The sequence below is a fragment of the Pseudomonas quercus genome (genome assembly GCF_012033695.1).
GTDB classification, from domain to species: Bacteria; Pseudomonadota; Gammaproteobacteria; order Pseudomonadales; family Pseudomonadaceae; genus Aquipseudomonas; species Aquipseudomonas quercus.
On sequence record NZ_JAAVJI010000012.1, the window covers coordinates 57,716 to 83,490 of the forward strand.

22 protein-coding genes and 2 pseudogenes are annotated in these 25,775 nt (G+C 59.5%); 14 read left to right on the top strand and 10 right to left on the bottom strand.

Annotated elements, in window-relative coordinates; genetic code table 11:
* Nucleotides 1–2: 2 nt before the first annotated feature.
* Complete coding sequence (ssuD, locus tag HBH25_RS17740) at nucleotides 3–1,151, bottom strand: FMNH2-dependent alkanesulfonate monooxygenase (protein WP_168085271.1); 1,149 nt, start codon at nucleotides 1,149–1,151, stop codon at nucleotides 3–5.
* Nucleotides 1,152–1,194: 43 nt separating this feature from the next.
* Nucleotides 1,195–2,157 carry a sulfonate ABC transporter substrate-binding protein gene (locus HBH25_RS17745; protein ID WP_168085272.1) on the bottom strand — a complete coding sequence of 321 codons (963 nt, stop codon included), beginning with the start codon at nucleotides 2,155–2,157 and terminating at the stop codon, nucleotides 1,195–1,197.
* 289 nt (nucleotides 2,158–2,446) lie between these two features.
* Here HBH25_RS17745 and HBH25_RS17750 point away from each other — a divergent pair, with 289 nt between their 5' ends.
* Entirely contained in the window at nucleotides 2,447–4,051 is a 1,605-nt protein-coding gene (locus tag HBH25_RS17750) for an inorganic phosphate transporter (protein ID WP_168085273.1), read from the top strand.
* A 116-nt stretch (nucleotides 4,052–4,167) separates the two neighbouring features.
* Here HBH25_RS17750 and HBH25_RS17755 read toward each other — a convergent pair whose 3' ends face one another.
* The 3 genes and pseudogenes from HBH25_RS17755 to HBH25_RS17765 form a co-directional block, all read right to left on the bottom strand.
* Complete coding sequence (locus HBH25_RS17755) at nucleotides 4,168–4,806, bottom strand: peroxiredoxin (protein ID WP_168085274.1); 639 nt, start codon at nucleotides 4,804–4,806, stop codon at nucleotides 4,168–4,170.
* 128 nt (nucleotides 4,807–4,934) lie between these two features.
* On the bottom strand, nucleotides 4,935–5,339 hold the full coding sequence (locus HBH25_RS17760) for a helix-turn-helix domain-containing protein (RefSeq protein WP_168085275.1): 405 nt from the start codon (nucleotides 5,337–5,339) through the stop codon (nucleotides 4,935–4,937).
* Nucleotides 5,336–5,628, bottom strand: a pseudogene (locus HBH25_RS17765) (type II toxin-antitoxin system HigB family toxin). The gene HBH25_RS17760 and the pseudogene HBH25_RS17765 overlap by 4 nt, the downstream one beginning before the upstream one ends.
* 168 nt (nucleotides 5,629–5,796) lie before the next feature.
* Here HBH25_RS17765 and tauA point away from each other — a divergent pair.
* The 6 genes from tauA (at nucleotide 5,797) to HBH25_RS17795 (ending at nucleotide 11,294) form a co-directional block, all read left to right on the top strand.
* Nucleotides 5,797–6,780 carry a taurine ABC transporter substrate-binding protein gene (tauA, locus tag HBH25_RS17770; RefSeq protein WP_168085276.1) on the top strand — a complete coding sequence of 328 codons (984 nt, stop codon included), beginning with the start codon at nucleotides 5,797–5,799 and terminating at the stop codon, nucleotides 6,778–6,780.
* A gap of 27 nt (nucleotides 6,781–6,807) precedes the next feature.
* Nucleotides 6,808–7,596, top strand: a complete 789-nt coding sequence (gene tauB / locus HBH25_RS17775; protein ID WP_168085277.1) for a taurine ABC transporter ATP-binding subunit — start codon at nucleotides 6,808–6,810, stop codon at nucleotides 7,594–7,596.
* Nucleotides 7,593–8,423, top strand: coding sequence for a taurine ABC transporter permease TauC (gene tauC, locus HBH25_RS17780; RefSeq protein WP_168085278.1), 831 nt, complete (start codon nucleotides 7,593–7,595; stop codon nucleotides 8,421–8,423). The genes tauB and tauC overlap by 4 nt, the downstream gene beginning before the upstream one ends.
* Before the next feature lie 36 nt (nucleotides 8,424–8,459).
* Complete coding sequence (tauD, locus tag HBH25_RS17785) at nucleotides 8,460–9,293, top strand: taurine dioxygenase (protein ID WP_168085279.1); 834 nt, start codon at nucleotides 8,460–8,462, stop codon at nucleotides 9,291–9,293.
* 53 nt (nucleotides 9,294–9,346) lie between these two features.
* Nucleotides 9,347–10,336, top strand: a complete 990-nt coding sequence (locus HBH25_RS17790; RefSeq protein WP_168085280.1) for an alpha/beta fold hydrolase — start codon at nucleotides 9,347–9,349, stop codon at nucleotides 10,334–10,336.
* 217 nt (nucleotides 10,337–10,553) lie between these two features.
* Nucleotides 10,554–11,294 (top strand): SDR family oxidoreductase, encoded by a 741-nt coding sequence (locus tag HBH25_RS17795; RefSeq protein ID WP_168085281.1) that lies wholly within the window; start codon nucleotides 10,554–10,556, stop codon nucleotides 11,292–11,294.
* Here HBH25_RS17795 and betT read toward each other — a convergent pair.
* Both betT and epsC read right to left on the bottom strand, forming a co-directional pair.
* Nucleotides 11,291–13,255, bottom strand: a complete 1,965-nt coding sequence (gene betT / locus HBH25_RS17800; RefSeq protein ID WP_168085345.1) for a choline transporter BetT — start codon at nucleotides 13,253–13,255, stop codon at nucleotides 11,291–11,293. The genes HBH25_RS17795 and betT overlap by 4 nt on opposite strands.
* Nucleotides 13,256–13,416: 161 nt before the next feature.
* Nucleotides 13,417–14,346: a serine O-acetyltransferase EpsC gene (epsC, locus tag HBH25_RS17805; protein WP_168085282.1), complete on the bottom strand. Its 930-nt coding sequence runs from the start codon at nucleotides 14,344–14,346 to the stop codon at nucleotides 13,417–13,419.
* Between the two features lie 210 nt (nucleotides 14,347–14,556).
* On the opposite strand from epsC, the gene HBH25_RS17810 reads away from it, so the two are divergent.
* The 7 genes and pseudogenes from HBH25_RS17810 to HBH25_RS17840 all read left to right on the top strand — a co-directional run bounded on the left by HBH25_RS17810 (nucleotide 14,557) and on the right by HBH25_RS17840 (nucleotide 20,489).
* On the top strand, nucleotides 14,557–15,555 hold the full coding sequence (locus HBH25_RS17810) for a D-cysteine desulfhydrase (protein WP_168085283.1): 999 nt from the start codon (nucleotides 14,557–14,559) through the stop codon (nucleotides 15,553–15,555).
* 27 nt (nucleotides 15,556–15,582) lie between these two features.
* A complete protein-coding gene (gene tcyJ, locus HBH25_RS17815; RefSeq protein ID WP_168085284.1) occupies nucleotides 15,583–16,374 on the top strand; it encodes a cystine ABC transporter substrate-binding protein in 792 nt (263 codons plus the stop codon).
* Nucleotides 16,371–17,045 carry a cystine ABC transporter permease gene (tcyL, locus tag HBH25_RS17820; RefSeq protein ID WP_168085285.1) on the top strand — a complete coding sequence of 225 codons (675 nt, stop codon included), beginning with the start codon at nucleotides 16,371–16,373 and terminating at the stop codon, nucleotides 17,043–17,045. The genes tcyJ and tcyL overlap by 4 nt, the downstream gene beginning before the upstream one ends.
* The gene (gene tcyN, locus HBH25_RS17825) at nucleotides 17,042–17,791 is read left to right on the top strand and encodes an L-cystine ABC transporter ATP-binding protein TcyN (protein ID WP_168085286.1); all 750 of its coding nucleotides are present in this window, start codon (nucleotides 17,042–17,044) and stop codon (nucleotides 17,789–17,791) included. Before tcyL ends, tcyN begins: the two co-directional genes overlap by 4 nt.
* A gap of 132 nt (nucleotides 17,792–17,923) precedes the next feature.
* Nucleotides 17,924–18,733, top strand: a complete 810-nt coding sequence (locus HBH25_RS17830; protein WP_168085287.1) for a MetQ/NlpA family ABC transporter substrate-binding protein — start codon at nucleotides 17,924–17,926, stop codon at nucleotides 18,731–18,733.
* Between the two features lie 93 nt (nucleotides 18,734–18,826).
* Nucleotides 18,827–19,855, top strand: a pseudogene (locus HBH25_RS17835) (methionine ABC transporter ATP-binding protein); the annotation flags it as partial.
* Nucleotides 19,845–20,489, top strand: a complete 645-nt coding sequence (locus HBH25_RS17840; RefSeq protein ID WP_168085289.1) for a methionine ABC transporter permease — start codon at nucleotides 19,845–19,847, stop codon at nucleotides 20,487–20,489. The pseudogene HBH25_RS17835 and the gene HBH25_RS17840, both read left to right, overlap by 11 nt.
* A 74-nt stretch (nucleotides 20,490–20,563) precedes the next feature.
* On the opposite strand, the gene HBH25_RS17845 is transcribed toward HBH25_RS17840, so the two are convergent.
* Genes HBH25_RS17845 through HBH25_RS17855 form a run of 3 tightly spaced genes read right to left on the bottom strand, consistent with a single transcriptional unit; the run spans nucleotide 20,564 to nucleotide 25,736 of the window.
* On the bottom strand, nucleotides 20,564–23,605 hold the full coding sequence (locus HBH25_RS17845; protein WP_168085290.1) for an efflux RND transporter permease subunit: 3,042 nt from the start codon (nucleotides 23,603–23,605) through the stop codon (nucleotides 20,564–20,566).
* Nucleotides 23,602–24,666 (bottom strand): efflux RND transporter periplasmic adaptor subunit, encoded by a 1,065-nt coding sequence (locus HBH25_RS17850; protein ID WP_168085291.1) that lies wholly within the window; start codon nucleotides 24,664–24,666, stop codon nucleotides 23,602–23,604. The genes HBH25_RS17845 and HBH25_RS17850 overlap by 4 nt, the downstream gene beginning before the upstream one ends.
* Entirely contained in the window at nucleotides 24,663–25,736 is a 1,074-nt protein-coding gene (locus HBH25_RS17855) for an efflux RND transporter periplasmic adaptor subunit (RefSeq protein ID WP_168085292.1), read from the bottom strand. Before HBH25_RS17855 ends, HBH25_RS17850 begins: the two co-directional genes overlap by 4 nt.
* Between the last annotated feature and the right edge of the window lie 39 nt (nucleotides 25,737–25,775).

A 25,775-nucleotide genomic window follows, 5' to 3' on the forward strand; every position in this document is an offset into this window, starting at 1 on the left:
CCTCAGCTCTGTGCTGCTGCTTTGGGCAGAATGTCATTGGCCACCATTTCTCCGAACGGGCTGATATAGCCTTTGCCACCGGGTGCCTGCGGCTGCTGTATGTCCAGATGGGGGAACAGCAGTTCGGCGACGCGGTAGGACTCTTCCAGGTGCGGGTAGCCGGAGAAGATGAACGTGTCGATACCCAGGTCGGCGTACTCCTTCACGCGGGCCGCCACCGTGGGGCCATCGCCTACCAGAGCGGTACCTGCGCCGCCCCGTACCAGGCCTACGCCTGCCCACAGGTTGGGGCTGACTTCAAGGTTGTCGCGGCTACCGCCGTGCAGGGCCGCCATGCGCTGCTGGCCTACTGAATCGAAACGTGAGAACGCGGATTGCGCCTTGGCAATAGTCTCGTCGTCCAACTGCGCGATGAGCCGGTCGGCAGCGCTCCAGGCCTCTTCGTTGGTTTCGCGCACAATCACATGCAAACGAATACCGAAGCGCACCGTACGCCCCTGTGCGGCAGCCTTGGCACGTACCTGGGCAATTTTCTCGGCAACGGCGGCGGGTGGTTCGCCCCAGGTGAGGTACAGCTCTACCTGTTCGGCGGCCAGGTCCTGAGCGGCCTCTGAAGATCCCCCGAAATAGAGCGGGGGGCGTGGTTGCTGGATAGGCGGATACAGCAGTTTGGCGCCCTCGACCTGCAAGTGTTTGCCTTCATAGGTCACGGTTTCGCCTTCCAGCACCTTGCGCCAGATGCGGGTGAACTCCACCGAGGCTTCATAACGCTCTTCGTGGCTGAGGAACAGGCCGTCGCCGGCCAGTTCGTCCGGGTCGCCCCCAGTTACCAGGTTGAACAAGGCCCGGCCATTGGACAGGCGATCCAAGGTAGCTGCCTGGCGGGCGGCCACGGTGGGCGAAATGATGCCAGGGCGCAGGGCCACCAGAAATTTCAACCGCTGGGTAACTGGAATGAGTGACGCGGCCACCAACCAGGAATCCTCGCAGGAACGCCCGGTAGGGATCAGTACGCCACCAAAGCCCAGGCGGTCGGCCGCCTGGGCGATCTGCTGCAGGTAACCATGGTCGACAGCACGGGCGCCTTCAGAGGTGCCCAGGTAATGACCGTCACCGTGGGTAGGCAAAAACCAGAAAATGTTAAGGCTCATGGGCGTTGTCTCCAGAGTAGGGGCCGGACACGCCGGCGCAAAGTCATTTGGCCGCAACGTTAGCGGGCGGTGTCCAGATCACGTCCTTGATGCTCAGCGGCTTTGGAATCAGCTTGAGCTGATAGAAGGCGTCGGCGATTTTCTGTTGTGCGGCTACCACGTCGGGTGCCACATAGGTTGCTCTGAAGCCTTGACGCTTGACCGTGGTCACCACAATGGGCTCAGGCAGGCCCAGTAAGGGCGCAACTTGCTGGGTGACCTCTTCAGGGTTGGCCCGGGACCACTCGCCGGTCTTGCGCACCTCATCCACTAACGCAGCGACTACAGCCGGGTGGGCCTGCGCATAAGGGCGTGTGGCCAGGTAAAACTGGTTGTTGTCTACCAAGCCGCTACCGTCGCGCAGGGTGCGAGCCTTCAGTTGCTGCTCGGCCGCCGCTTGGTAGGGGTCCCAGATCACCCAGGCGTCTACACTGCCGCGCTCGAATGCTGCGCGGGCGTCGGCAGGTGGCAGGAACACTGCCTGGATGTCGCTGTACTTCAAGCCAGCATCTTCCAAGGCACGTACCAGCAGGTAATGAACGTTAGAGCCTTTGTTTAGCACCACCTTCTTGCCTTTGAGGTCTTTCACACTGGTAACAGGTGAGTCCTTGGGCACCAGGATGGCTTCACTGGTAGGTGCTGGTGGCTCATGGGCGACATACAGCAGGTCGGCACCAGCAGCCTGGGCAAACACCGGCGGCGTTTCACCCGTTACCCCAAAATCGATAGCGCCCACGTTCAAGCCCTCAAGCAATTGGGGGCCGCCGGGAAATTCAGTCCACTGCACGGTAACGCCCTGCTCGGCCAGGCGCTTTTCCAGCGTGCCCTTGGCCTTAAGCAGCACCAGCGTGCCGTACTTCTGGTAACCGATACGCAAGGTATCGGCCTGGGCATGGCTGAATACGCCAGCGGCTAGGGTGGCTACAAATACCGCAGCCAGCCGGCGACGCAAGGTCAGTGGGCGCATGGCGCTCTCCTTGAAACTCAATAAGGGATGTGGTGACCAGCTGCGCCTTTTCGGGGTGCCGCTTGAAGGGCGCTCAGGCCCTGCGGCGTGTTCGGTTCAAGGCCGCCGTATGAACATGAAGCGAGAGTACAGAGATCTTTTTATATCCATAAATCATATTTTTTTATTTGCTTATACTTAAAAAGAATTACCGCGCGTCTAATCGGTCCCCGTCCGTGCCATCTGGAAACTTTCTGTCACATTTTGCGAGGATCATAGGGCAGGTCCCCCATGGCCTGGAGCCTCCCCGATGACCACTCATACCTTCAACACAGGTGCTGCCAGAAAGGGCCCTGTGCTTGACCGTCGTGCATCTCCTTTGATCAAAACGGTGTTCTATGCAGTGCTGGCAGTCGGGCTGAGCTACATGTTTTTCAGCCTGAGAAGTGACCTGGATGACAGCAACGCTGCCACTACCACGTGGGCACCTTACATACTGCTAAGCGTGGCGCTGGTGATTGCCCTGGGTTTCGAGTTCGTGAATGGTTTCCATGACACAGCCAATGCCGTAGCGACCGTGATCTATACCCACTCGTTGCCTGCGCATGTGGCAGTGATGTGGTCCGGTGCCTTCAATTTCCTGGGTGTGCTGACTTCCAGTGGCGCGGTTGCTTTTGGGATCATCGCGCTGCTGCCTGTGGAGTTGATCCTTCAGGTCGGATCTTCAGCAGGCTTTGCCATGATCTTTGCGCTATTGATCGCGGCGATCATATGGAACCTGGCAACCTGGTCATTGGGCCTGCCCGCCTCCTCGTCCCATACCTTGATTGGCTCGATTATCGGCGTAGGTGTGGCCAATGCGTGGATGAGCGGCCGGGACAGTACCTCCGGCGTGGATTGGGGGCAGGCGGCCAAAGTGGGTTATGCACTGCTGCTGTCACCCTTGATCGGCTTCGTATGTGCGGCCCTGGTACTGCTGACACTGCGCCACCTCGTCAAAACCCGTGAGCTGTTCCAGGCACCGGAAGGCAATACACCGCCTCCCTTCTGGATTCGCGGGCTGCTGATCCTGACCTGCACTGGCGTGTCCTTTGCCCATGGTTCCAATGATGGGCAGAAAGGCATGGGCCTAATCATGCTGATTCTGATCGGCACCCTGCCCATGGCCTATGCACTGAACCGCGCCATCCCCGAGCAACAGACACAACAGTTCGTCGCCCTGGCCCAGGTCACCCAGCAAGCGCTGATAAAAGCCGAGCCCAAGGCGCCGACCGAAGACCCGCGCAAACACCTGGAGCGTTTCCTGATCGACCACAAGCCTATTCCGGCTTTAGTGCCTGCCCTGGCGGCTTTGGTAGGGGATATTGGCGAGCAGGTTAAAACCTATGGCTCGCTGGACCGTGTGCCCCCACGTGCCAGCTCCAACGTGCGTAACGACATGTACCTGGCGTCCGAAGCCATTCGGGTGATGGAAAAGGACAAGGTGGTGACCTTCGATGCCGATACCCGCGACAAGCTCAAAGCGTTTTCCGACTACATCAGCGAGGCCACGCGCTTTATTCCACCTTGGGTGAAGGTAGCGGTCGCCCTGGCATTGGGCCTGGGCACCCTGGTCGGCTGGAAGCGCATCGTCGTCACCGTAGGCGAGCGTATTGGCAAGGCCCACCTGACCTATGCCCAGGGCGCCAGTGCCGAAACCGTAGCCATGCTCACTATCGCCGCCGCAGACATGTACGGCCTGCCGGTATCGACTACCCATGTGCTGTCTTCGGGGGTCGCAGGCAGCATGGCGGCAAACGGCTCAGGCCTGCAAATGCGTACCGTACGTAACCTGATGCTTGCCTGGGTGCTTACGCTACCGGCAGCCATTGCACTGTCGGCAGGGCTGTATTGGTTATTCATGCAGTTTGTTTGAGGGCCACCCGTGCATCTTGAGTTTTTCCAAGGCTTTGCGCGGTTCCACAGACAAGCCCGCCGCGCATAAAAAAGGGGGCCATGCGAGTAGCCCCCAAGCCCTGCTAGGCAGACCTATCAGCGGTTAGGCTGTGGCGTCAAACGAAGGTAGGGTTTGACGGCACGGTAGCCTTTGGGGAACCGCTGAGCGATTTCGGTTTCATCCTTGAGCGACGGAACAATCACTACTTCGTCGCCGTCCTGCCAGTTGGCAGGTGTGGCTACCTTGTGGCTGTCGGTAAGCTGTAGCGAATCGATCACGCGAAGGATTTCATTGAAGTTACGGCCTGTGCTGGCCGGGTAGGTAATGGTCAGGCGCACCTTCTTGTTCGGATCGATCACAAACAGCGAACGCACGGTGAGCGTGTCATTGGCGTTGGGGTGGATCAGGTCGTACAGGTCCGACACCTTGCGGTCTTCGTCGGCCAAGATTGGGAAATTGACCTGGGTATTCTGGGTTTTATTGATGTCCTTGATCCACTCCACGTGAGAGTCCGCCGCGTCTACCGACAACGCAATGGCTTTCACGTCACGCTTATCGAACTCATCCTTGAGCTTGGCAGTAAAGCCCAGCTCCGTTGTGCATACAGGGGTGAAGTCTGCCGGGTGCGAGAACAGTACGCCCCAGCTGTTGCCCAGCCATTCGTGAAAGCGAATGCGGCCAATGCTGGAATCCTGTTCAAAATCAGGGGCGATGTCGCCAAGCTTGAGGCCCATGTTGTCAGCTCCGGTTGAGGTCCAGTTCAGGCCATGGTGCATGGCTGCCGCTGAACGTAAAAAGAATAAATAGTGCTTTAGCTATAACTTCTTACACGAAAAGCAGACACTGCGCAGTAACGTGCAGGCTAGCCCATGAACACTTGCGGGCTTACGCCGAATCGAGCGGCGGCTGCCTTTATCTGGCGTACGCTGAATTTACGCTTGCCCGCCAGTAACTGTGAGACAGTTGACTGACTTCCTAATTCAGGGAGCTCTCGCTGGCTGACCTTGTACTCTTCCATAAGTGACCGAAGCACGTCACCCGCCGAAGCATTACGGATCGGAAAGTGCTTCTGATCGTAGTCGCTGATCAGGTTTGCCAACGCCATCACTAACCCATCCAAGGGATGGTTTTGGTCGTAGCCGGTAATGTTCTGAAGCTCGTCCAAGGCGCTGGCCAGTACCTCGTATTGCTCATGGCTTTGCGGCGGACTAAGCAACGGAGCTACGTACACCCAATGATCAGCTGCATTTTGTACCAGTGCATTCATCGCTCACCCTTCCACTTGTCTTTGTCGTATTCCGCATGGCTAAGCACGTGCTTTATGAAGACTTGCTGGGTACTGTAAGACACGCCGGCAATAAGCCTGATCTTGTTCCCGCCAATATCAAACACATGCAGGGGCCTACTAGATCAACTGCAGGGAACAGAGATTTCATCTGAGAAAAATTTGCAGGGCTCTCCTTAACCATCCGTTTGTACCAAACCTCCAACGCTGTCGCAGTATGAGGCCATTGCAGTGATGCCTCTCTGATTCGCCGGTGTGTCACTACCCTCATCTGAATCCCGCGATTCGGTTTTGTAATAAAATCAGTTTAGGCAGAGGTTCAAGCGATTGCAAATCCGAATATTGCCTACGCCATAAGCTAATAACCACTGGGTATTTATCACAGTATTTTTATAACGATAATCTAGGTGCCATACGCTCCCTTCTCAAGGCACCTCCCATGGCACGCACCTTTGCCCTTCGCACGATCTTCACCGCCATCGCGCTCGCTGCTGCAACGCTGTCTGCCAATGCCGCAGACCTTACGGTGGGCTACCAGACCGGTATTGACCCTAGCAAAGTGCCTCAGGCCGACGGTGCCTACGAAAAAGCCATTGGCGAAAAGATCGACTGGCGCCGTTTCAACAGTGGACCTGAAGTGGTGACGGCGCTGGCTTCAGGCGGCGTTCAAATCGGCAACCTGGGCTCAAGCCCTTTGGCAGCTGCGGCCTCGCGCAAAGTGCCGATCGTGGCGTTCATTGTGTCGGCGCAGATCAATGCCTCCGAGCAACTGGTGGTGCGCAATGGCAGTGGCATCACCAAACCTGAGGACCTGGTTGGCAAAACCATCGCCACGCCATTCGTTTCCACCTCCCATTACAGCCTGCTGGGGGCGCTCAAGCATTGGGGCCTGGATACCACCAAGGTCAAGGTGGTGAACCTGCAACCCCTGGAAATTGCCGCGGCCTGGAAGCGTGGTGATATCGACGGTGCGTTCGTGTGGTCCCCGGCGTTGGGTGAAATTCGCAAGACGGGCACGGTGCTCACTGATGCAGCGCAGGTCGGCCAGTGGGGTGCACCGACCTTTGAAGTATGGGTAGCGCGCAAGGACTACGCCGAGAAACACCCAGACGTGATCGCCAAATTTGCCAAGGTCACCTTGGAGGCCTACGCCGACTATGCCGCCCATAAAAGCGAATGGACGGCTGACTCTGTGCCCGTCCAGAAAATCGCGAAGCTGACAGGCTCCAATGCCGCAGACGTGCCCGAACTGCTAGCCGGTTCCGCGTTCCCGGATGCTCAGGCCCAGGCCTCGGCGCAACTGCTCGAAGGCGGCACCGCCAAAGCCATCAGTGAAACCGCCCAGTTCCTCAAAGAACAAGGGAAGGTCGAAACGGTGCTACCGGACTACAGCCCCTACGTTAGCGCCAGCTATATCAAGTAACCCGCTACGCACGGCAGGAGACACACCATGGCGTATCTGGAACTCGACCATGTCAGCGCGCACTACCCCGGTGCTGCGTCGCCGGTGTTGCAGGACATTTCCTTACGGCTGGGGCCGAACCAGCTAACGGTAGCCCTGGGGCCTTCAGGTAGCGGTAAAACCTCACTGCTAAACCTGATTGCGGGGTTCGTATCCCCCAGTGCAGGGCGGATCAGCTTGGATAGCCAGCCTGTACAAGGGCCGGGTGCCGACCGTGGCGTGGTCTTTCAGGATGACGTGTTGCTGCCGTGGCAGAACGTGCAGCAGAACATTGCATTTGGCCTGGAACTGGCGGGCATTAGCCGCCCGGTACGCGAGGCCCGTGCTCAGGAATTACTGAGGTTGGTGGGCCTGGGCCAGTTCGGTGAGCGGCGCGTATGGGAACTGTCTGGCGGGCAAAAGCAGCGTGTTGGGCTCGCGCGGGCCTTGGCGGCCGACCCACGGGTGTTGCTGATGGATGAGCCCTTCGGTGCCTTGGATGCCTTTACGCGTGAACAGATGCAGGCCTTGCTGTTAAACGTGTGGAAGCGTACGGCAAAACCGGTGTTCCTGATTACCCATGACATAGAAGAAGCGGTGTTTCTGGCCACTGAGCTGCTACTGCTGGCGCCCAACCCTGGGCGTATTGTGGAGCGGCTGCCGCTTGAGTTCAGCCGCCGTTTTGCTGAAGGCGAGTCCGCGCGAGCGATCAAGTCCGACCCTGTGTTTATCGAAACCCGTGAACATGTACTGTCACGGGTGTTTTCCCAGCAGAACATGCTTGAGGTAGCCCTATGAGCAGCACACCGCTTGCCTGGCAGTCGGCCACTGCTCGTATCCCTAAGCAAACAGGTTGGCAGATCAGCACCCGTACCATCAGCCTGCTGACCGCTGCCAGCCTGCTACTGGCCTGGTGGGCTGTTACTTACTTCGGCCTGATTGACCCTCTCTTTCTGCCCGCACCGGCGGCCGTAGCTGAGAAAGGTTGGTTGCTCGCCACTACAGGCTATATGGATTCAACCCTCTGGGAGCATTTGGGCAGTAGCCTGCAGCGCATTGGTATTGCACTGGCGCTGGCTATCATCACCGCCATTCCTGTAGGTATTGCCATTGGGCGCAATCGCATCGCGCGTGGCATCTTCGATCCGCTAATCGAATTCTACCGGCCCATTCCGCCGCTGGCTTACCTGCCCTTGATCGTGATCTGGTGTGGTATTGGGGAGTTTTCCAAGGTCTTGCTGATTTACCTGGCCATCTTTGCGCCCATTGCCATTGCTACGGCGACCGGCGTTCGTACGGTAGACCCGGCACGCCTGCGGGCGGCACAAAGCCTGGGCGCTACCCGCTCGCAACTGATCAGGCACGTGATCCTGCCCAGTGCCCTGCCGGACATCCTTACCGGTGTACGCATCGGCTTGGGCGTGGGCTGGTCCACGCTGGTAGCCGCCGAGCTAATCGCCGCCACGCGTGGGCTGGGCTTTATGGTGCAGTCCGCTGCGCAATTCCTGGTTACTGATGTGGTGGTGCTGGGCATTCTGATTATTGCCGTAGTGGCTTTCGCCCTTGAACTGGGCCTGCGCGCACTGCAACGCAAGCTGGTTCCCTGGCATGGCCAAGGGCACTGACTCACCTTTCGTATTGGACCACCGAGCGAACTCCCTATGACACTGTCCATTACCCCGCTGAACCCCACCATTGGCGCGCGGGTTGAAGGTCTCGACCTGGCCAAGCCCCTTGATGAACAGCAGCAAGCAGCGCTGGAGCAGGCCCTGCTTGAACACCAGGTGCTGTTCTTCCGCAACCAGCCGCTGACCCCACGGCAGCAGGCGCGTCTGGCCATGGCCTTTGGCGAGTTGCACATCCACCCTATCTACCCAAACGTGCCCGATCAGCCAGAAGTGCTGATACTGGACACCGCCGTCACAGACGTGCGCGACAATGCCATCTGGCATACAGACGTGACCTTTCTGCCCACCCCCGCCATGGGTGCAGTGCTAGCGGCCAAACACGTGCCAGCCTATGGGGGTGATACCCTGTGGGCCAGCGGAATCGCCGCCTGGGAGGGTTTGTCTGCGCCGTTGCAGCGGCTGCTTGATGGGCTGACAGCCACTCATGATTTCAGCAAGTCCTTCCCACTGGAGCGCTTTGGCCATACCGCTGAAGGCCTTGCGCGCTGGGACGAAACCCGGCGACGCCACCCGCCTGTGAGCCACCCGGTAGTGCGTACCCATCCGGTTAGCGGACGCAAGGCTTTGTTCATCAGCGACGGGTTCACTACACGCATCAATGAAGTGTCCGAACACGAAAGCGCGGCACTACTGCCCATGTTGTTTGCGCACGCAACCCGGCCTGAGTTCACAGTCCGTTGGCAATGGCAGGCCGATGATGTGGCGTTCTGGGACAACCGTGTGACCCAACACTACGCTGTAGACGATTACCGCCCGGCACGCCGGGTAATGCACCGGGCGACCATACTGGGCGATATCCCACGTTGATGCCTATGCACTGAATAGTTCAAAATGAGGCCGCCCTAAAATGGAGTTTATGGATGTTGCCTCGTTACCTGCTGCCCCTCGCGTTTCTGCTCTGCCCTCTCCTTACTCACGCGCAGGCTGTGCAAACCGCACGCATCAATACGGCCTATGGCCTGGACGTTTTCGCCAATCAATCCGTAACGGCTCCTGGGCCAGCCGTGGAACAGGCCGTGATCATCCTGCATGGCGTGCGCCGCAATGCCGAGGATTACTTCCATATTGGCCAGCAACTGTTAGCGGCTGAGCACTGGTCGGACGACCATACGCTATTGTTGGCGCCTGGTTTCTTCACGGCCCGTGACACGCCACCCGGCACAGACATCCCCCTCTGGAACAGCCGCTGGATGCAAGGCCGGCCTTCGGTACAAGGCCAGGTAGGCATCACGCCTGTTCAAGCACTGGATGACCTGCTGGCCTGGGTAGGCGATGGCACGCGCTACCCCAAACTCAAACAGGTCACTTTGATTGGGCACTCTGCCGGCGCCCAGTTGCTTCAGCGCTACACCGTATTTGGAAGTGCCGAACAGCGCCTGGCAGCCAAGGGCATTCAGGTTCGCTATGTCATTTCCAGCCCGTCCAGCTACCTGTATTTCGATGACAGACGCCCTGAAGGAAGTGCATTCGGCCAAGACGCCGTGGCTCAATGCCCGGAAGTGAACTACTACCGCTATGGGCTGGAAGCCGTACCCGCCGCTTTGTCACCCCGGCAACCCATGCCACATGAGTTGTTCAAACGCTATGCCGCCCGCGATATCACCTACCTGGTTGGTGCAGAGGACAATAACCCTAACCACCCATTGCTGGACAAATCCTGTGCTGCCGAAGCCCAGGGTGAAAGCCGGCTGGCGCGCCAACGCTATTACCTGGCCTATGAGCGGCTGCTGGGAAAGGAATGGCATAGCTCTCTAAAGCGAGAGAACGCCGAGGTACCTGGTGTGGGGCACAGTGCCAATGAACTGTATGCCTCACCGGTGGCGGTGAAGTTGCTTAAGTTCGATGAGTGACGGTTTGGTCATTGTTGAGCCAATGAAAATGAATTCGTAAGAGGTAATCTTATTGGTGCCGCATCTCTTACCACCTTGGCCTTCCTACCAGCATGCAGTGATTCATAAGCACTTCCCTCACGCTTTACGTTCCAAGTATTGAGCCAGTTTCATTCAAGCCCACCCCTCAGGTGGGCTACGGTTTCCTCCCGGACCTACTCATTCAAAGGAGCGCCCCATGCCCAAGCCTTCCCCGAAAGTTGCCCTCATCACCGGTGCCTCGCGCGGAATAGGCGCGGCTCTTGCGTTGCGGCTGGTAGATGATGGTTTTGCCGTGGTGATCAACTATGCCAGCAGCGCAGGTGAAGCCAACGCACTGGCCAAGCGCATCGTCGACGAAGGCGGGCGGGCTGTGGCGATCAAGGCGGACGTGTCCAGCAGCGCGGATGTTCGTCGGCTGTTCGACGAGGCCGAAGCGGCCTTGGGCAAGGTAGATGTACTGGTCAACAACGCGGGCATCTTGAAGATGGTCTCGCTGGCCGACAGTACCGACGAGCTCTACGACGCTACCTTCAACATCAATACCCGCGGCACGTTCAATACCCTGCGCGAAGCGGCCACCCGCCTCAATGACGGTGGCCGCATCGTCAACTTCTCCAGCAGTACCGTGGGCATGAACCTGCCTAACTACTCGCTTTATATCGCTAGCAAGGCCGCCGTGGAGTCCCTGACCAAAGTGTTTGCCCAGGAGCTTCGAGGCCGAGGCATTACTGTGAATGCGGTGGCCCCAGGGCCTGTTGCCACCGACCTGTTCTTCGAAGGCAAGAGCGATGAGCAGGTGCAGGCCTTGGCGAAACGGCCGCCGCTGGAGCGGCTAGGCGAGCCTGGTGACATCACCGGGATAATCGCCTTCCTCGTAGGGCCGGAAGGCGGCTGGGTGAATGGCCAGGTCGTGAGGGCCAACGGCGGGATCGTTTAACGCACCAGGTGCAGGAACTGCATGTGCCGTTCGTACTGGTCGAGCATGTCGGTGATGATCTGGTCCTTGTTGTAGCCCACCAGGTCGTAGTCCTGGCTGCCTTCGGCCAGGTACACCTCGGCACGGTAGTAGCGGCGGTTCGTCAGCTCACGGTTGCCCATGCCACTACGGGCAAATGACGGCGTAAAGAACCCCCGCATCCGCACCTGATACACGAACGGCCGCTCCTCACCGTGGGTCACGATCAGGCTTTCGGCCCCGTGGCCCGTATCTTCCTCCACCCGAGCATTGAGCCCTTTGCCCACAAACTCGGCGCACAGGTCCTGCATGGCTGGGCGCACTGAGCCTTCCATGAACCGGTAGACCTCGTCTCGCGAGGGGTAATGCACGGCCTGGCTCAGGCGCTGGCGCCAGCCGCCGCGCCCTCTCGCCCGCCCCGCCAAGGTGGTAGGCGCCAACGAGTACAGTTGCGCGATTTTGCGTTGGGACTCCATGTAGAACGCCTTGTGCAGCCCCCACATCATCAGCAGCAGAATCAGCGAGAACGGCAACGATGTCAGTACCACAGCGCTCTTGAGCGAATCGATACTGCCCGCGAACAACAGGCCGCCTGTGACCATGGCCGTTGCGGCACCCCAGAACACACGTAACCACTTGGGGCCATCTTCGTCTGGGCTGCCGCCTTTGGCAGACAAGGTGGACAACACCACCGTGCCCGAATCGGCCGAGGTCACGAAGAACACAAAGCTTACGAACACAGTGACCCCAATGACCGTGCGGCTCCAGGGGTACTGCTGCAGCATCAGGTACAGGGTTTGCGAAGGGTCTGCCACGGCTGAGCTGGCAAGGTCCAACACCCCATTCAGTTGAAGGTCCAACGCGCTGTTGGCGAAGATGGACATCCAGGCCAAAGTAAAGCCCAACGGAATCAGCAGCACACCGAACACGAATTCACGGATGGTGCGACCCCGGGAAATACGGGCGATGAACAGGCCCACGAACGGCGCCCATGCAATCCACCAGGCCCAGTAGAACACGGTCCAGTCGCCCAGCCAGCTGCCGGAGTGGCCGTACGCATACAGGTCAAAGCTTTTCCCAGGCACCACTGACAAGTAATCACCGATGTTCTGCACCAGCGTATTGAGCAGATGCTGGGTAGGGCCTGCAAACAGCACAAACAGCAGCAAGCCACAGGCCAGGAGCATGTTCAGGTCTGACATCAGCCTCACGCCTTTGTCTACCCCGGACACTGCCACCAGAATGGCCGCCCCCATCATCAGCACAATCAGCCCCAGCTGTACCCACTGGTTGTGGGGCACACCGAACAGTTGGTCCAGGCCTGCGTTCAAATGCAGTACGCCAAAGCCCATGTCTGCCCCAAGGCCGAACACGGTGGCGATGATACCGAAGCCGTCCACGGCATACCCGATCGGGCCATTGATGCGTTTGCCGATGAGAGGGTAAAGCGCGGAGCGGAGCGCCAGCGGCAGGTTATGGCGGTAAGCGAAGTAGGCCAGCGCCATGCCAACGAACGCGAATACGCCCCAGCCATGCAGGCCCCAGTGCAGGAAGAGCAACTGCATGGCCTGACGTGCCGAGGCTGCAGTATTGCCCTCCCCTTGCGGCGGGTGGGCAAAATGGGTCAGCGGCTCGGATACGCAGAAGAAGAACAGCGTGATACTGATCCCGGCCGCAAAGAGCATACCCGCCCAAGACAGGTAACTGAACTCAGGCTCGTCATGGTCGGCCCCTAGCTTGATACGGCCATAACCGGATAACGCGGTGACCACTACGAACACCAGGTACAGCGTCATGGCCAGCAGGTAATACCAGCCTACGGTATTAGCAGCCCAGCTTTGAGCAGCAATCAGCCAGGCCCCGGCCTGGGTCGGGAAGGCCAGCACAACGGTAGCAAAGAGAAGGATGGCGCCAGCGGCAAAAGCGAATACTGGCGGGTTCATACGAACAGGTGCGGAAAGACTGCTCACGGACAGGTCGGGCCTCCGGATGAACGCAGCGTGCGAACATGTTTTAAGTTGAACGAGCGTTCAATTAAAACATGAAACGCCTTCTGCGCCAAACGGCGCCCTCCAGGCGGCCCTGCCTTAGGGTTTGTACGAGCTCAGCGAGCAGTGCCCTCATCCTGCTGCAACGTCGCCTGGGTCAAATTGCTCCCCGGAAGTACGCTGCGAGTGAGCCACACATTGCCGCCAATGACTGACCCCTTGCCGATCGTGATACGCCCTAGAATGGTAGCGCCGGCATAGATCACCACATCGTCCTCAACGATAGGGTGACGCGGTAAGCCCTTCTGCAGGCTACCGTCTTCGGTAGACGGGAAACGCTTCGCACCGAGGGTAACAGCTTGGTAGATGCGCACACGTTCGCCGATGATCGCAGTTTCACCTATGACTACACCTGTGCCATGGTCAATGAAGAAGCTGGGGCCGATCTGTGCGCCAGGGTGAATATCAATACCGGTGCTGGAGTGGGCCAGTTCGGAGGCAATACGGGCCAGTAGTGGCAGCCCAGCCCGATACAAATGATGCGCTAGGCGGTGGTGGATCACCGCCAGCACGCCGGGGTAGCACAGCAGCACTTCATCCACGCTACGGGCGGCTGGGTCGCCTTGGTAGGCAGCCAGTACGTCTGTGTCCAGCAAGCGGCGAATGCCGGGCAACGCAGCAGCAAAGCCCTGGGTAAGGGTCAACGCGGTGGCGTCCAATGCTTCGGCATTACATGGGCCATGACGCCCGGCGTACCTCAGCTCCAGCCGCGCTTGAGCCAGCAGAAGGGTGAGCGCAGCATCCAAGGTATGCCCTACATAGAAGTCTTCGCTTTCCTCGCGCAGGTCTACAGGCCCTAGCCGCATGGGAAAGAGGGCGCCGCACAGGTATTCGAGCAGTGTGGCCATGGCTTCGCGCGAGGGAAGCTCCCGGCCGCCCGTAGAACCACAGCTTCGGCCATTTTGCCGACGCCATTGCTCGCGTGCGGCGCGCAGTTCACCCACGATGCTGTTCAGGTGCCAATGGCCGCCGTTGTTCTGGTTCACGATCGTTTCTCCCAAGGTCCTGAAAGCGTGCGCATGCGCCGTTCCGACGCCTACTCTACGGGAAATTGCCCCGTTGAAAAAATAACCCTTTTCTCACGCCGCCTCACGGGTTGGAATATGTATTGGCCTGCGCACGATACGGAAGTGAACGTATTGCCTGGCCGGAGTGGCATTCCTATAGTCGCTGACCGGCCACCTCTCGGACCTTCCATGATTAGCCAGCAGCTTTCACGTTTTCCCCGCTTGAACCTGATGCCCAGCGCAACCCCACTGGACAAGCTCGAACGCCTGTCTGCCTGGCTGGAGCGGGACCTCTACATCAAGCGCGATGATCTTACGCCACTGGCACTGGGTGGTAACAAGCTGCGCAAACTCGAATACCTGGCCGCCGATGCCTTGGCGCAAGGTGCTGATACCCTCATAACCGCAGGCGCTATCCAGAGCAACCATGTACGCCAGACCGCCGCCCTGGCAGCTCGCCTGGGCCTGGCCTGCTTTGCGTTGCTGGAAAACCCTACCGGAACGGAACATCCGGATTACCTGAGCAACGGTAACCGCTTGCTGCTTGACCTCTTCGAGGCCCGCGTGGAGCTCGTGGAAAACCTGGACAACGCTCAAGCTTCCCTGGAAGCCTTGGCTGCCCGGTTGCGCACCGGCGGCAAGAAGCCCTACATCGTGCCGATTGGCGGCTCTAGCCCAGTCGGTACGTTGGGTTATGTACGCGCGGGGCTGGAACTGGCTGAACAGATCGATGCCAGCGGCGTCGAATTCTGCGCGGTCATGTTGGCCAGCGGCAGCGCAGGTACCCAGGCGGGGCTTGCACTGGCCCTGAGCGAACGCTTGCCGCAGCTGCCTGTCATTGGTGTGACGGTGTCCCGCGATGAAGACCAGCAACGGCCCAAGGTGCAGGCATTGGCTGAAGCCACGGCCAACCTGTTGGGCGTACCGTTGCCGGACGCGTTCAAGGTCCATTTGTGGGACGAGTACTACGGGCCTCGCTATGGTGAACCGAACGCAGGTGGGCTGGCGGCAATCAAATTGCTGGCCGCCCAGGAAGGTATTCTGCTGGACCCTGTCTACACCGGCAAAGCCATGGCCGGTTTGCTGGACGGCGTAGGCCGGCAGCGTTTGAACGATGGCCCCATTCTGTTTTTGCACACCGGTGGTGCTCCGGCGCTGTTTGCCTACACGGATGCCTGGTCTGCCTGACTTTTTCCACACAACAAGGATACCTTGATGCGCTTGAATGCCCTGCGACGCCACCTCGCCGTTACCGCCCTCGCCTTGGCCACTGCACTGGGTGCCCAAGCCCATGCCGGTGAGCAACTGCAACAGATCAAGGACCACGGCGCCCTGAAAGTGGGCCTTGAAGGCACCTACCCGCCGTTCAGCTTCGTAGATGAAAGCGGCAAGCTCACAGGCTTCGAAGTGGAACTGTCCCAAGCCCTGGCCAAGGAACTGGGCGTGAAGGCAGACATTCAACCCACCAAATGGGATGGCATTCTGGCCGCGCTGGAATCCAAGCGCCTGGATGTGGTGATCAATCAGGTCACCATTTCGGACGAGCGCAAGAAGAAGTACGACTTCTCTGTGCCGTACACGGTCTCCGGCATCCAGGCACTGACCCGCAAGGCAGATGCTGCATCTATTGCAAAGCCTGCTGATCTGGCTGGCAAGAAAGTAGGTGTAGGCCTGGGTACCAACTACGAGCAGTGGCTTAAGCAGAATGTGCCGCAAGCTGACGTACGTACCTATGAAGACGACCCGACCAAGTTCCAGGACCTGATGAACAAGCGCATCGATGTCATTCTGGTGGACCGCTTGGCAGCGCTGGATACCGTCAAGAAGACTGGCGACCGCCTGGGTGTGGCCGGAGAAGCGTTCTCCCGCCAGGAAGCCGGCGTTACCCTGCGCAAGGACGAACCTGAGCTGCTCAAGGCTGTGAACGATGCCTTGGCCAAGCTGCGCAAGGACGGCACGCTGGCTCAGCTGTCGCAGAAATGGTTTGGCGCTGACGTTACCCAATGAACCAGGACAGCCTGCGCATCGCCCTGGAGTCACTGCCCTTCCTGCTTCAGGGCGCCTGGTTCACGATTGTACTGAGCCTGGGGGGCATGTTCTTCGGGCTGCTGCTGGGTTTCGCGCTGGCGCTGATGCGCCTGTCGCAGCTGGCCGTTCTTCGGGGCGTATCGCGGGTGTACGTGTCGTTCTTTCGCGGCACGCCCTTGTTGGTGCAATTGTTCCTGATCTACTACGGGTTGCCGTCCATAGGGCTTGAGCTGAGCCCGCTGACGGCCGCTCTGATAGGTTTCTCGCTGAACATGGCTGCCTATGCGTGTGAAATCCTGCGGGCAGCTATTGGCTCTATCGATCGAGGCCAGTGGGAGGCAGCGGCCAGTATCGGCATGACACGGGCACAAACCCTGCGCCGAACCATTCTGCCCCAAGCGGCACGTACTGCATTGCCACCCCTGGGTAACAGCTTCATCTCGCTGGTGAAAGATACGGCGTTGGCGGCCACGATCCAGGTGCCGGAGCTGTTCAGGCAGGCACAGCTGGTTACAGCGCGCACGTTCGAGATCTTTGCCATGTACCTGTCTGCCGCCTTGATCTACTGGGTGCTGGCCAGCCTTCTTGCGTACGTCCAGAACCGCCTGGAGCGCCGCGTTAACCGCCACGACTTGGAGCCTAAGCAATGATTGTGGTGGAACACCTCACCAAACGTTTCAACGACACGCCAGTGCTGGACAACATCGACCTGACCGTCAGTGAAGGTGAAGTGGTAGCAGTGATTGGCCCCAGTGGCTCGGGCAAGACCACCTTCCTGCGCTGCCTCAACCTGCTGGAAACACCCAGCGCGGGGAGGATTCAAGTGGGGGGCGTAACCATCGATGCAAACCGCGCTATCGCCAAGCAACAAGTGCAGGTGCGCCAGTTACGCCAGCAGGTGGGTTTCGTCTTCCAGAATTTCAACCTGTTCCCTCACCGCACCGCACTGGAAAACGTGATTGAAGGGCCGGTAGTGGTGAAGAAGATGCCGGTTGCCCAAGCTCAGGCCCTGGGCCGTTCCCTGCTGGCCAAAGTAGGGCTGGCGGGCAAGGAAGACGCTTACCCGCGTCGGCTGTCCGGTGGCCAGCAGCAGCGGGTTGCCATTGCCCGGGCACTGGCCATGGAGCCACAGGTGATCCTGTTCGACGAACCTACCTCGGCACTGGACCCGGAGCTGGTCGGCGAAGTGCTGGCAACCATTCGCAGCCTGGCCGAAGAAAAGCGCACCATGGTCATCGTGACCCACGAAATGAGCTTCGCGCGAGATGTGGCTAACCGGGTGGTGTTCTTCGACAAGGGAAAGATCGTTGAACAAGGAGACCCAGCGGTCGTATTCGCAGCACCCCAACATGAGCGCACTCGCCAATTCCTGGGGAAATTCCTGGCGCAACCTTGATACGCCCGCTTCTATATCAATTGCCAAAGGTTATTTCAAATTCTCTTTAAGCTCCTCTAGGGTATAACCACCGGACCACCGGACCATCACAGACACACCGCTTGAGTGCGGTTTCTATTATGTGAGGACGGTATGGGTCGCGCTGCCTTGTTTACCCCATTGCGGGTGCTGCTATTGAGTGCCGGCCTGATCGCCGGCAATGCCTATGCGGCTGACGCGCCGCTGAAAGTCGGTACAACCGCCGCTTTTGCCATTCCTCTTGAGGCTGCCGTTGCCGAGGCTGACAGGCAGGGATTGAAAGTCGAGCTGGTGGAATACACCGACTGGATCGCCCCTAACGTGAGCTTGGCGGCTGGCGACATTGACGTTAATTATTTCCAGCACATCCCCTTCCTTGAAAACGCTAAACAGGCGGCGGGCTTTGATCTGGTGTCTTACGCCCCTGGCATCATCAATAACGTGGGCCTGTATTCCAAGCGTTACAAAACCTTCCAAGACCTGCCTGAGGGTGCTTCAGTGGCCATCGCCAACGACCCTATCAACAGTGGCCGCGGCCTGCAGCTGCTAGCCAAGGCTGGTTTGATCGAACTCAAGCCAGGCGTAGGCTACAAGGCCACTGAAGACGACATCGTCAGCAACCCCAAGAAGCTTAAGATCCTTCAGGTAGAAGCCGTTCAACTGGTACGGGCCTATGACGATGCCGACCTGGTGCAGGGCTATCCTGCCTATATCCGCTTGGCCAAGACGTTCGACCCGGAATCCGCCTTGCTCTTCGATGGCCTGGACCACCCTGAATACGTGATTCAGTTCGTAATTCAGCCAAAGAACAAAAACGATCCCCGCCTAGCAAAATTCATCGACATCTACCAGCACTCGCCTGTCGTCAAAGCAGCGCTGGACACGTCTTTGGGTACCCTCTATCAACCTGGCTGGAAGGGTTAAACCATGAGTGCTCCTTCGCTCAAGCTGGTCGCCCCCCGTTCTACCGCCATTGGCCAGCAGCCTGTTTCAGCACCTCAAAGCGCTACGCCGCTTATCCGCTTGCAGGGCATCAGCAAGGTGTACCAAGGTGCCCTGGGGCCGGTTCACGCGCTCAAGGGCATCGACCTGGAGATCCAGCGGGGCGAAGTGTTCGGCATTATCGGGCGCAGCGGGGCGGGTAAATCTTCACTGCTGCGTACCCTGAACCGGCTGGAGTCTCCCACTGAAGGCCAGGTGTGGGTTGACCACATTGACTTGAGCACACTGACCGAAGACCGGCTGGTCGAGGTACGCCGTGGCATCGGCATGATCTTCCAGCACTTCAACCTGATGTCTGCCAAGACCGTGGCGCAGAACGTTGAGCTGCCGCTGAAAGTGGCAGGTGTTTCCCGTGCCATTCGCCAGCGCAAAGTCAGTGAGTTGCTCTCGCTGGTGGGTCTGGAAGGCAAGCACGATGCTTACCCTGCCCAACTTTCCGGCGGGCAGAAGCAGCGCGTGGGCATCGCCCGCGCACTGGTACATGACCCTGCCCTACTGCTCTGTGACGAAGCCACCTCCGCGCTGGACCCGGAAACCACGGCCTCTATCCTGCAACTGCTGCGAGACATCAACCAGCGCCTTGGGCTGACCATTGTGCTGATCACTCACGAAATGGCCGTGATCCGCGACATCTGCCATCGCGTTGTAGTGCTGGAGCAAGGCTGTATCGTGGAACAAGGGCCTGTATGGCAAGTGTTTGGCAACCCGCAGCATGAGGTGAGCCGCACGCTGTTGGCGCCCCTGCAGCAGGGCTTGCCACCTGCCTTGGTAGCACGGCTGCACGCCATCCCACATAGCGGTTCAGCGCTGGTGCTTGCCTTGCGGTTCACAGGCGCTGGCACCGCCGAGCCTGACCTGTCCGGCCTGTTCCGCCTGTTGGGTGGGCACGTACGCCTGTTACATGGCGGGATTGATCAGATCCAGGGCCATACGCTGGGGCAGTTGACGGTGTCCGTCGCACAGTCCCCGCTGGAACCCGCGCAGTGCGTGGAGCGTGCTCGTCAGTGGGCTGAACAGGTAGAGGTGCTGGGCTATGTGGACTGAGCGTTTGTTGCAAGGCGCGTTGGATACCCTGTTGATGGTAGGGCTGAGTTCGCTGATCGCCTTACTGGCAGGCATTCCCATGGCGGTCATTCTGGTGACCAGCGATCGAGGCGGCATTTTCGAGGCACCGTTGGTCAATCGCCTGCTGGGCGGCTTTGTAAACCTGTTCCGCTCCATTCCGTTCCTGATTCTGATGGTGGCGCTGATCCCTTTCACGCGCTGGATCGTGGGCACTACTTATGGGGTGTGGGCAGCTGTAGTGCCGCTGACGCTGGCGGCCACGCCTTTCTTTGCACGCATTGCAGAGGTAAGCCTGCGCGAAGTCGACCATGGGTTGGTAGAGGCTGCCCAGGCCATGGGGTGCCGTCGCTGGCACATCATCTGGCATGTGCTGCTGCCTGAGGCCCGGCCAGGCATTGTGGGCGGGTTTACCATCACCTTGGTTACCATGATCAACAGCTCTGCCATGGCAGGCGCCGTGGGGGCCGGCGGCTTGGGGGATATCGCTTACCGGTATGGATACCAGCGGTTCGACACCCAGGTAATGCTGACCGTGATCGTGTTGCTGGTGCTGCTGGTGGCGGTGATTCAGTTGGGCGGGGACCGGTTGGCGCAGCGGCTCAACAAGCGTTGACCTGAGGCGTGTTCCCGGGTTCTGGCTTGGCTCCGTAGGGAGCAGGCCACAGCCCGGGTAGCACCGGACCGCCTCTACTCTTTTATCCGGTACCAGGCCACGTACAGTGCGGGCAGGAACAGCAGCGTCAGCAGCGTAGCGCTGATGATGCCGCCGATCATGGCATAGGCCATAGGCCCCCAGAACACCTCGCGGGCAATGGGGATCATGCCCAGGCTGGCGGCGGCCGCGGTCAGCAGGATAGGGCGACGGCGGTGCTGTGTCGCCTCCACCACCGCATCCCACGGCTTGTAGCCATCACGCTCGAAACTATCGATCTGGGTTACCAGGATTACCGAGTTGCGGATGATGATCCCGATCAGTGCCAGCACCCCAAGGATCGCCACAAAACCCAGCGGCGTACCAGTAGGCACCAGTGCGATGACCACACCGATCAGCCCCAAAGGAGCCACGCTGGCGACCAGGAACATCTTCTGTACGCTGTGCAGCTGGATCATCAGGAACGTGGCCATCAGGAAGATCATCAACGGTACCACTTGGGCAATCGGCCCTTGGGCCTTGCCGCTCTCCTCTACCGTGCCACCCGTAGCCACCTTGTAGCCGGCAGGCAGGTCAGCAGAAAAGCGGTCGATGTCCGGCTTAAGCTCGGTGACCAGGTCCGTAGGCTGCATATTGTCGCGCACCGCAGCCTTGAGGGTGACCGTGGGCAGCCGGTCCCGGCGCCATACCAGCGGTTGCTCAAGTTCATACCGCACAGTGGCGAACGACAACAGCGGAATGGACACGCCACTGGGGGTAACGATCTGCAGGTTCTGCAAGGTTTCGGGCGAGTTACGCTCGGCGTCTTCCGCGCGGCCAATCACATTTACCAAGTAAATATCATCGTTCACCTGGGTAATGGCCGCCCCACTGACAATAGTATTCATCAGCTTGGCCACGTCTTCGGACGACAGCCCCAACTGGCGCGCGCGGTCCTGGGCAATGTCGATACGCAGTACTTTGCCCGGCTCGTTCCAGTCGAAAATCATGTCGCCCACATGGGGGTTCTGGTCCAACAAGGTGGCCAGGTCGATGGCATGCCTGCGCACTTCATCAATGTCTTTGCCACTGACCCGGTACTGCAACGGCCGCCCCACAGGCGGGCCCATTTCCAGCGGCTGCACATAGGTACCGATACCCACGAAGTCTTTACGCAGCTTTTCACGTAGCCGCTCGGCCAAGGCTTCACGCTGCTCAAGCCCTTTGCTCACGATGACCAACTGGGCGTAGTAAGGGTTCTGCAATTGCTGGTCCAGAGGCAGATAGAACCGGATAGCGCCCTCACCGATGTAGGTACTCCACCGGGCAATATCCGGGTCGTCCTTGATCATGGCTTCCAGCTTGTCCACGGCTTTGGCGGTTTCGTGGATAGACGCGTTTTGCGGCAGGTTCAGGTCCACCAGCAACTCTGGGCGGTCCGACGACGGGAAGAACTGATTCTGCACAAAGCGCATGCAGAACAACGCCAACGCAAACAGTAGCAAGGTGCCAATGATGGTCAGCCAGCGGTGGCGCATACAGCCCACCAGCGCGCTATTGAAGGCCCGACCGATGCGGCCCGGCTCCTCGGACTGCTGTTTGGCAACCTTTTCACTGAGAATGTGCACACCGATTACCGGCGCGAAGAACACCGCCACCACCCACGACACCAGCATGGCAATGGCGATCACGGCGAACAAGGTGAAGGTGTACTCGCCGGCCGAGCTGGCATTCAAACCGATGGGCGTGAAGCCCGCGACCGTGACCAGCGTACCGGTGAGCATCGGAAAAGCCGTAGACGTATAGGCAAAGGTAGCGGCCTTCTTCCGGCTGTCCCCCAACTCCAGCCGAGTCACCATCATCTCCACGGTAATCATGGCATCGTCCACTAACAGGCCCAGGGCGATGATAAGTGCGCCGAGGGAAATCCGCTGCATGGTGATGCCGCTGTACTCCATGAATACGAAAACCATGGCCAGCACCAAGGGGATAGAGCAGGCCACTACCAACCCAGCCCTGATACCGAGGCTGACGAAGCTCACCACCATCACGATCACCACTGCCTCGAACAGCGCACTGGTGAACCCGCCTACGGCTTTTTCCACCACGGCTGCCTGGTCAGACACCGTGTGCACGCCTACCCCAACGGGCAACTCGGCCGTCAGCTCAGTCATGCGGCTGTGCAATGCCTTTCCGAAAGCCTGGATATTGCCGCCGTCGCGCATGGCCACGGCCAGGCCTACCGCAGGCTGGCCATTGAAGCGCAGCTGCGGCGTAGGCGGCTCGGCATAACCGCGTGTGATGTCGGCAACGTCGGCCAGCCGGTAGAAGCGATCATTGACCCGCAGGTTCAGTTCACGCAAGTCGGCTTCGGAGCGGAATTGCCCCGTGGTACGCACAGAGATGCGCTCCGGGCCGGCTTCGATCACACCCGCCGGTGTGACGGCGTTCTGGGCCTGCAAAGCCTGCACCACCTGGCGCTGGTCCAGCCCCAGGGCCGCCAGCTTGCGAGTGGAAAAGTTGAGGTAGATAACCTCATCCTGCTCGCCGATCATTTCGACCTTGCCCAGGTTGGGCACTTGTCGAATACCGGCGCGTACCTGCTCCACGTAGTCACGCAGCTGGCGCATGGTCAGGCCATCGGCGGTAAAGGCATAGATAGACCCGAACACGTCCCCAAACTCGTCATTGAAGGCAGGCCCTTGCAACCCTTGGGGGAAGTCGCCGCGAATGTCATCGATCTTTTTGCGGACTTCATACCAGATATGGGGAATCGCCCCGGCCTTGGTGGTATCACGCAGGTACACGAATACCGTGGACTCCCCAGGGCGGGTGTAGCTTTTGGTGTAATCCAGGGAATCCAGCTCTTCGAGTTTTTTCTCGATACGGTCAGTGACCTGCTTGAGGGTTTCTTCCTGGGTGGCGCCCGGCCACCGGGTCTGGATCACCATGGTCTTGATGGTGAAGGCAGGGTCTTCTTCGCGGCCCAGCTTCATATAGGAAAACACGCCCATCAGCAGTGCCACGAACATCAGGTACCACACGAACGACTGATGCCGCAGCGCCCAGTCCGAGAGGTTGAACTTGCTGCCGCTCATGGGGCCTTTCCTTGATCTGTTTTTATCTGCTGCCCCGGCGTGAGGCTGTTCAACCCGGCAATGGCCACACGCTCACCTGGGCGAACGCTGGCATCGATGATTGCGGTACTGTCTTTACGTTGCATGACCCGAACCGAGCGCGGTGACACGGTGTGGGCTTGCTCATCGATCACCCACACTTGAGTTTTACCGTCTTTTTCCTGCAACGCTTGCAGGGGTATCTCCCCTTGGGGTTCGACCTTGCGCGAGGCGCTCACGCTGATGGCCGTGCCCAGACGCAGGCCAGGGGGCGCGTCTGCCAGGCTAAGGCGTACCTGACGTGTACGTGTGGTGCTGTTGGCCTGGGGCTCGATTTCCCGCAAGGTGGCCTGAGTGGCCACGCTGGGGTCCAGCTGGGCCTGTACAGAGAAGTCCACCGCTGGGGATAGTTGCTCGACCAGCGCGGCAGGTAGGTCGATCACCGCCTCCTTGATGTCCGGGCGGGCAAGCGTGACCACTTCCTGGCCGGCCGTGACCACTTGCCCGGCTTCAGCACTCAAGGCTGTGACAACGGCGTCGTGGTCGGCTCGCAACTCGCTGTAGCCCACTTGGTCTTTGGCCTGGCTGGCAGCTGCACGGGCTTGCTCAAGGGAAGCCCGAGACGTTTTCAAATCCGCTGTTGCACGGTCCAGCAGTGCGGTTGAACCTACACCCCGGTCATACAACTCCTGCTGGCGACGGCTGTTGGCCTGGGCGTTGATCCATTGTGCCTCCACTCGGGCCAGATCGCCTTGGCGCGAGCGCAGTTGGTTCTGCTGGTCGGTAGGGTCCAGCACGGCGAGCAAATCACCTTTTTTGACCTCGCTGCCTACATCTACCAAGCGGCGAGCAATACGGCCACCCACCCGAAAGCCCAGCGTACTTTCATAGCGTGGCGCGATGTTGCCTGCAAACCGGCCCAATAGCTGCTGATCTACAGCGGTGACTGTGGCTGACAACACAGGCCGCACGGGCTCCGGCGGGGGAGCGTCTTCTCCACAGCCCGCCAGCATTACGAAAGGCAGCGCATACCAGAATTTCATTGCGCAGCCTCCTCAGCAACTTCCACTTGCATGTCCGGGTGCAGCAACTGCCCACCTGCCACCACCACCTTATCGCCTGCAGCCAGGCCCTCGGTGATCACGACCTTGCCGGTGAGGTAACGGCCTACGGCAACCTTGTGCAAGCTGACTTTGTTGTCCTTGAGCAGCCACACGGCGGGGTCGTGTATGTCCTTGGTGAGGGCCGACCACGGCAGCTCTATAGCCTGCCGAGAAGGGGCCATCAGCGTTCCGCTGACCACCGACCCCAGGTGCATGCGCGCGGGGAGCGCTTCGAGCGCGACTTTTACCTGCAAGGTGCCGGTCTGGGCTGAGACGGTAGGCGTGACTTCACGCACCTTGCCTTGAACAGTTACGGTCGGGTCTTCGAGCAGCCGCACCGTGATAGGCGCGTCGCTGGCAGGTTTCACGGGCAAGGCTTCGTAGACATTGAATACGGCATCGCGCTGGCCATCTCGCGCTAACCCGAACATGGGCTGTGTGGCCTGCACTACCTGGCCTACCTCAGCCTGCCGTGCAGTGATCACACCGGCTGCGTCTGCCACCAGTTCGGTATAACCCAGTTGCTCACGGGCATTGGCAAGTTCAGCACGGGCTGCCGCCAAGGCACTCTGGCTGCTTTTAAGTGCGGCTTGCGCGGAGTCGTATTCGCTGCGGCTGGTATAGCCCTTGGGTAACAGTTTGGCCTGGCGCTCGAACGCCAGGCTGGCCTGTGTGACCTGGGCTTGCTGGGCGCCTACAGCAGCCGTTGCCGACTCCACGTTGATCTGGAGGTCTTTAGGGTCCAGGCGGGCGAGCACCTGGCGAGGGCTTACCCTGTCCCCCACCTCCGCCGTGCGCTGGATGATCTTGCCGCCTACACGAAACGACAATTGGGTTTGCACACGTGCCTGCACATCACCCGACACCTCAACCTTGGGTGTGAAATCCACAGCCTTTACGGTCTGTACCTTCACCCGAGGCCGTTCGGGCTCAGGGGCGGGCTTTTCGCCACAGCCACACAGCACTGCCATCACCACCCAAGCGGTTATCCTGCCCCACGCGCGCGTCATGCACACTCCTTGCACGAGATTTTTGTGGTGCAACTGTAA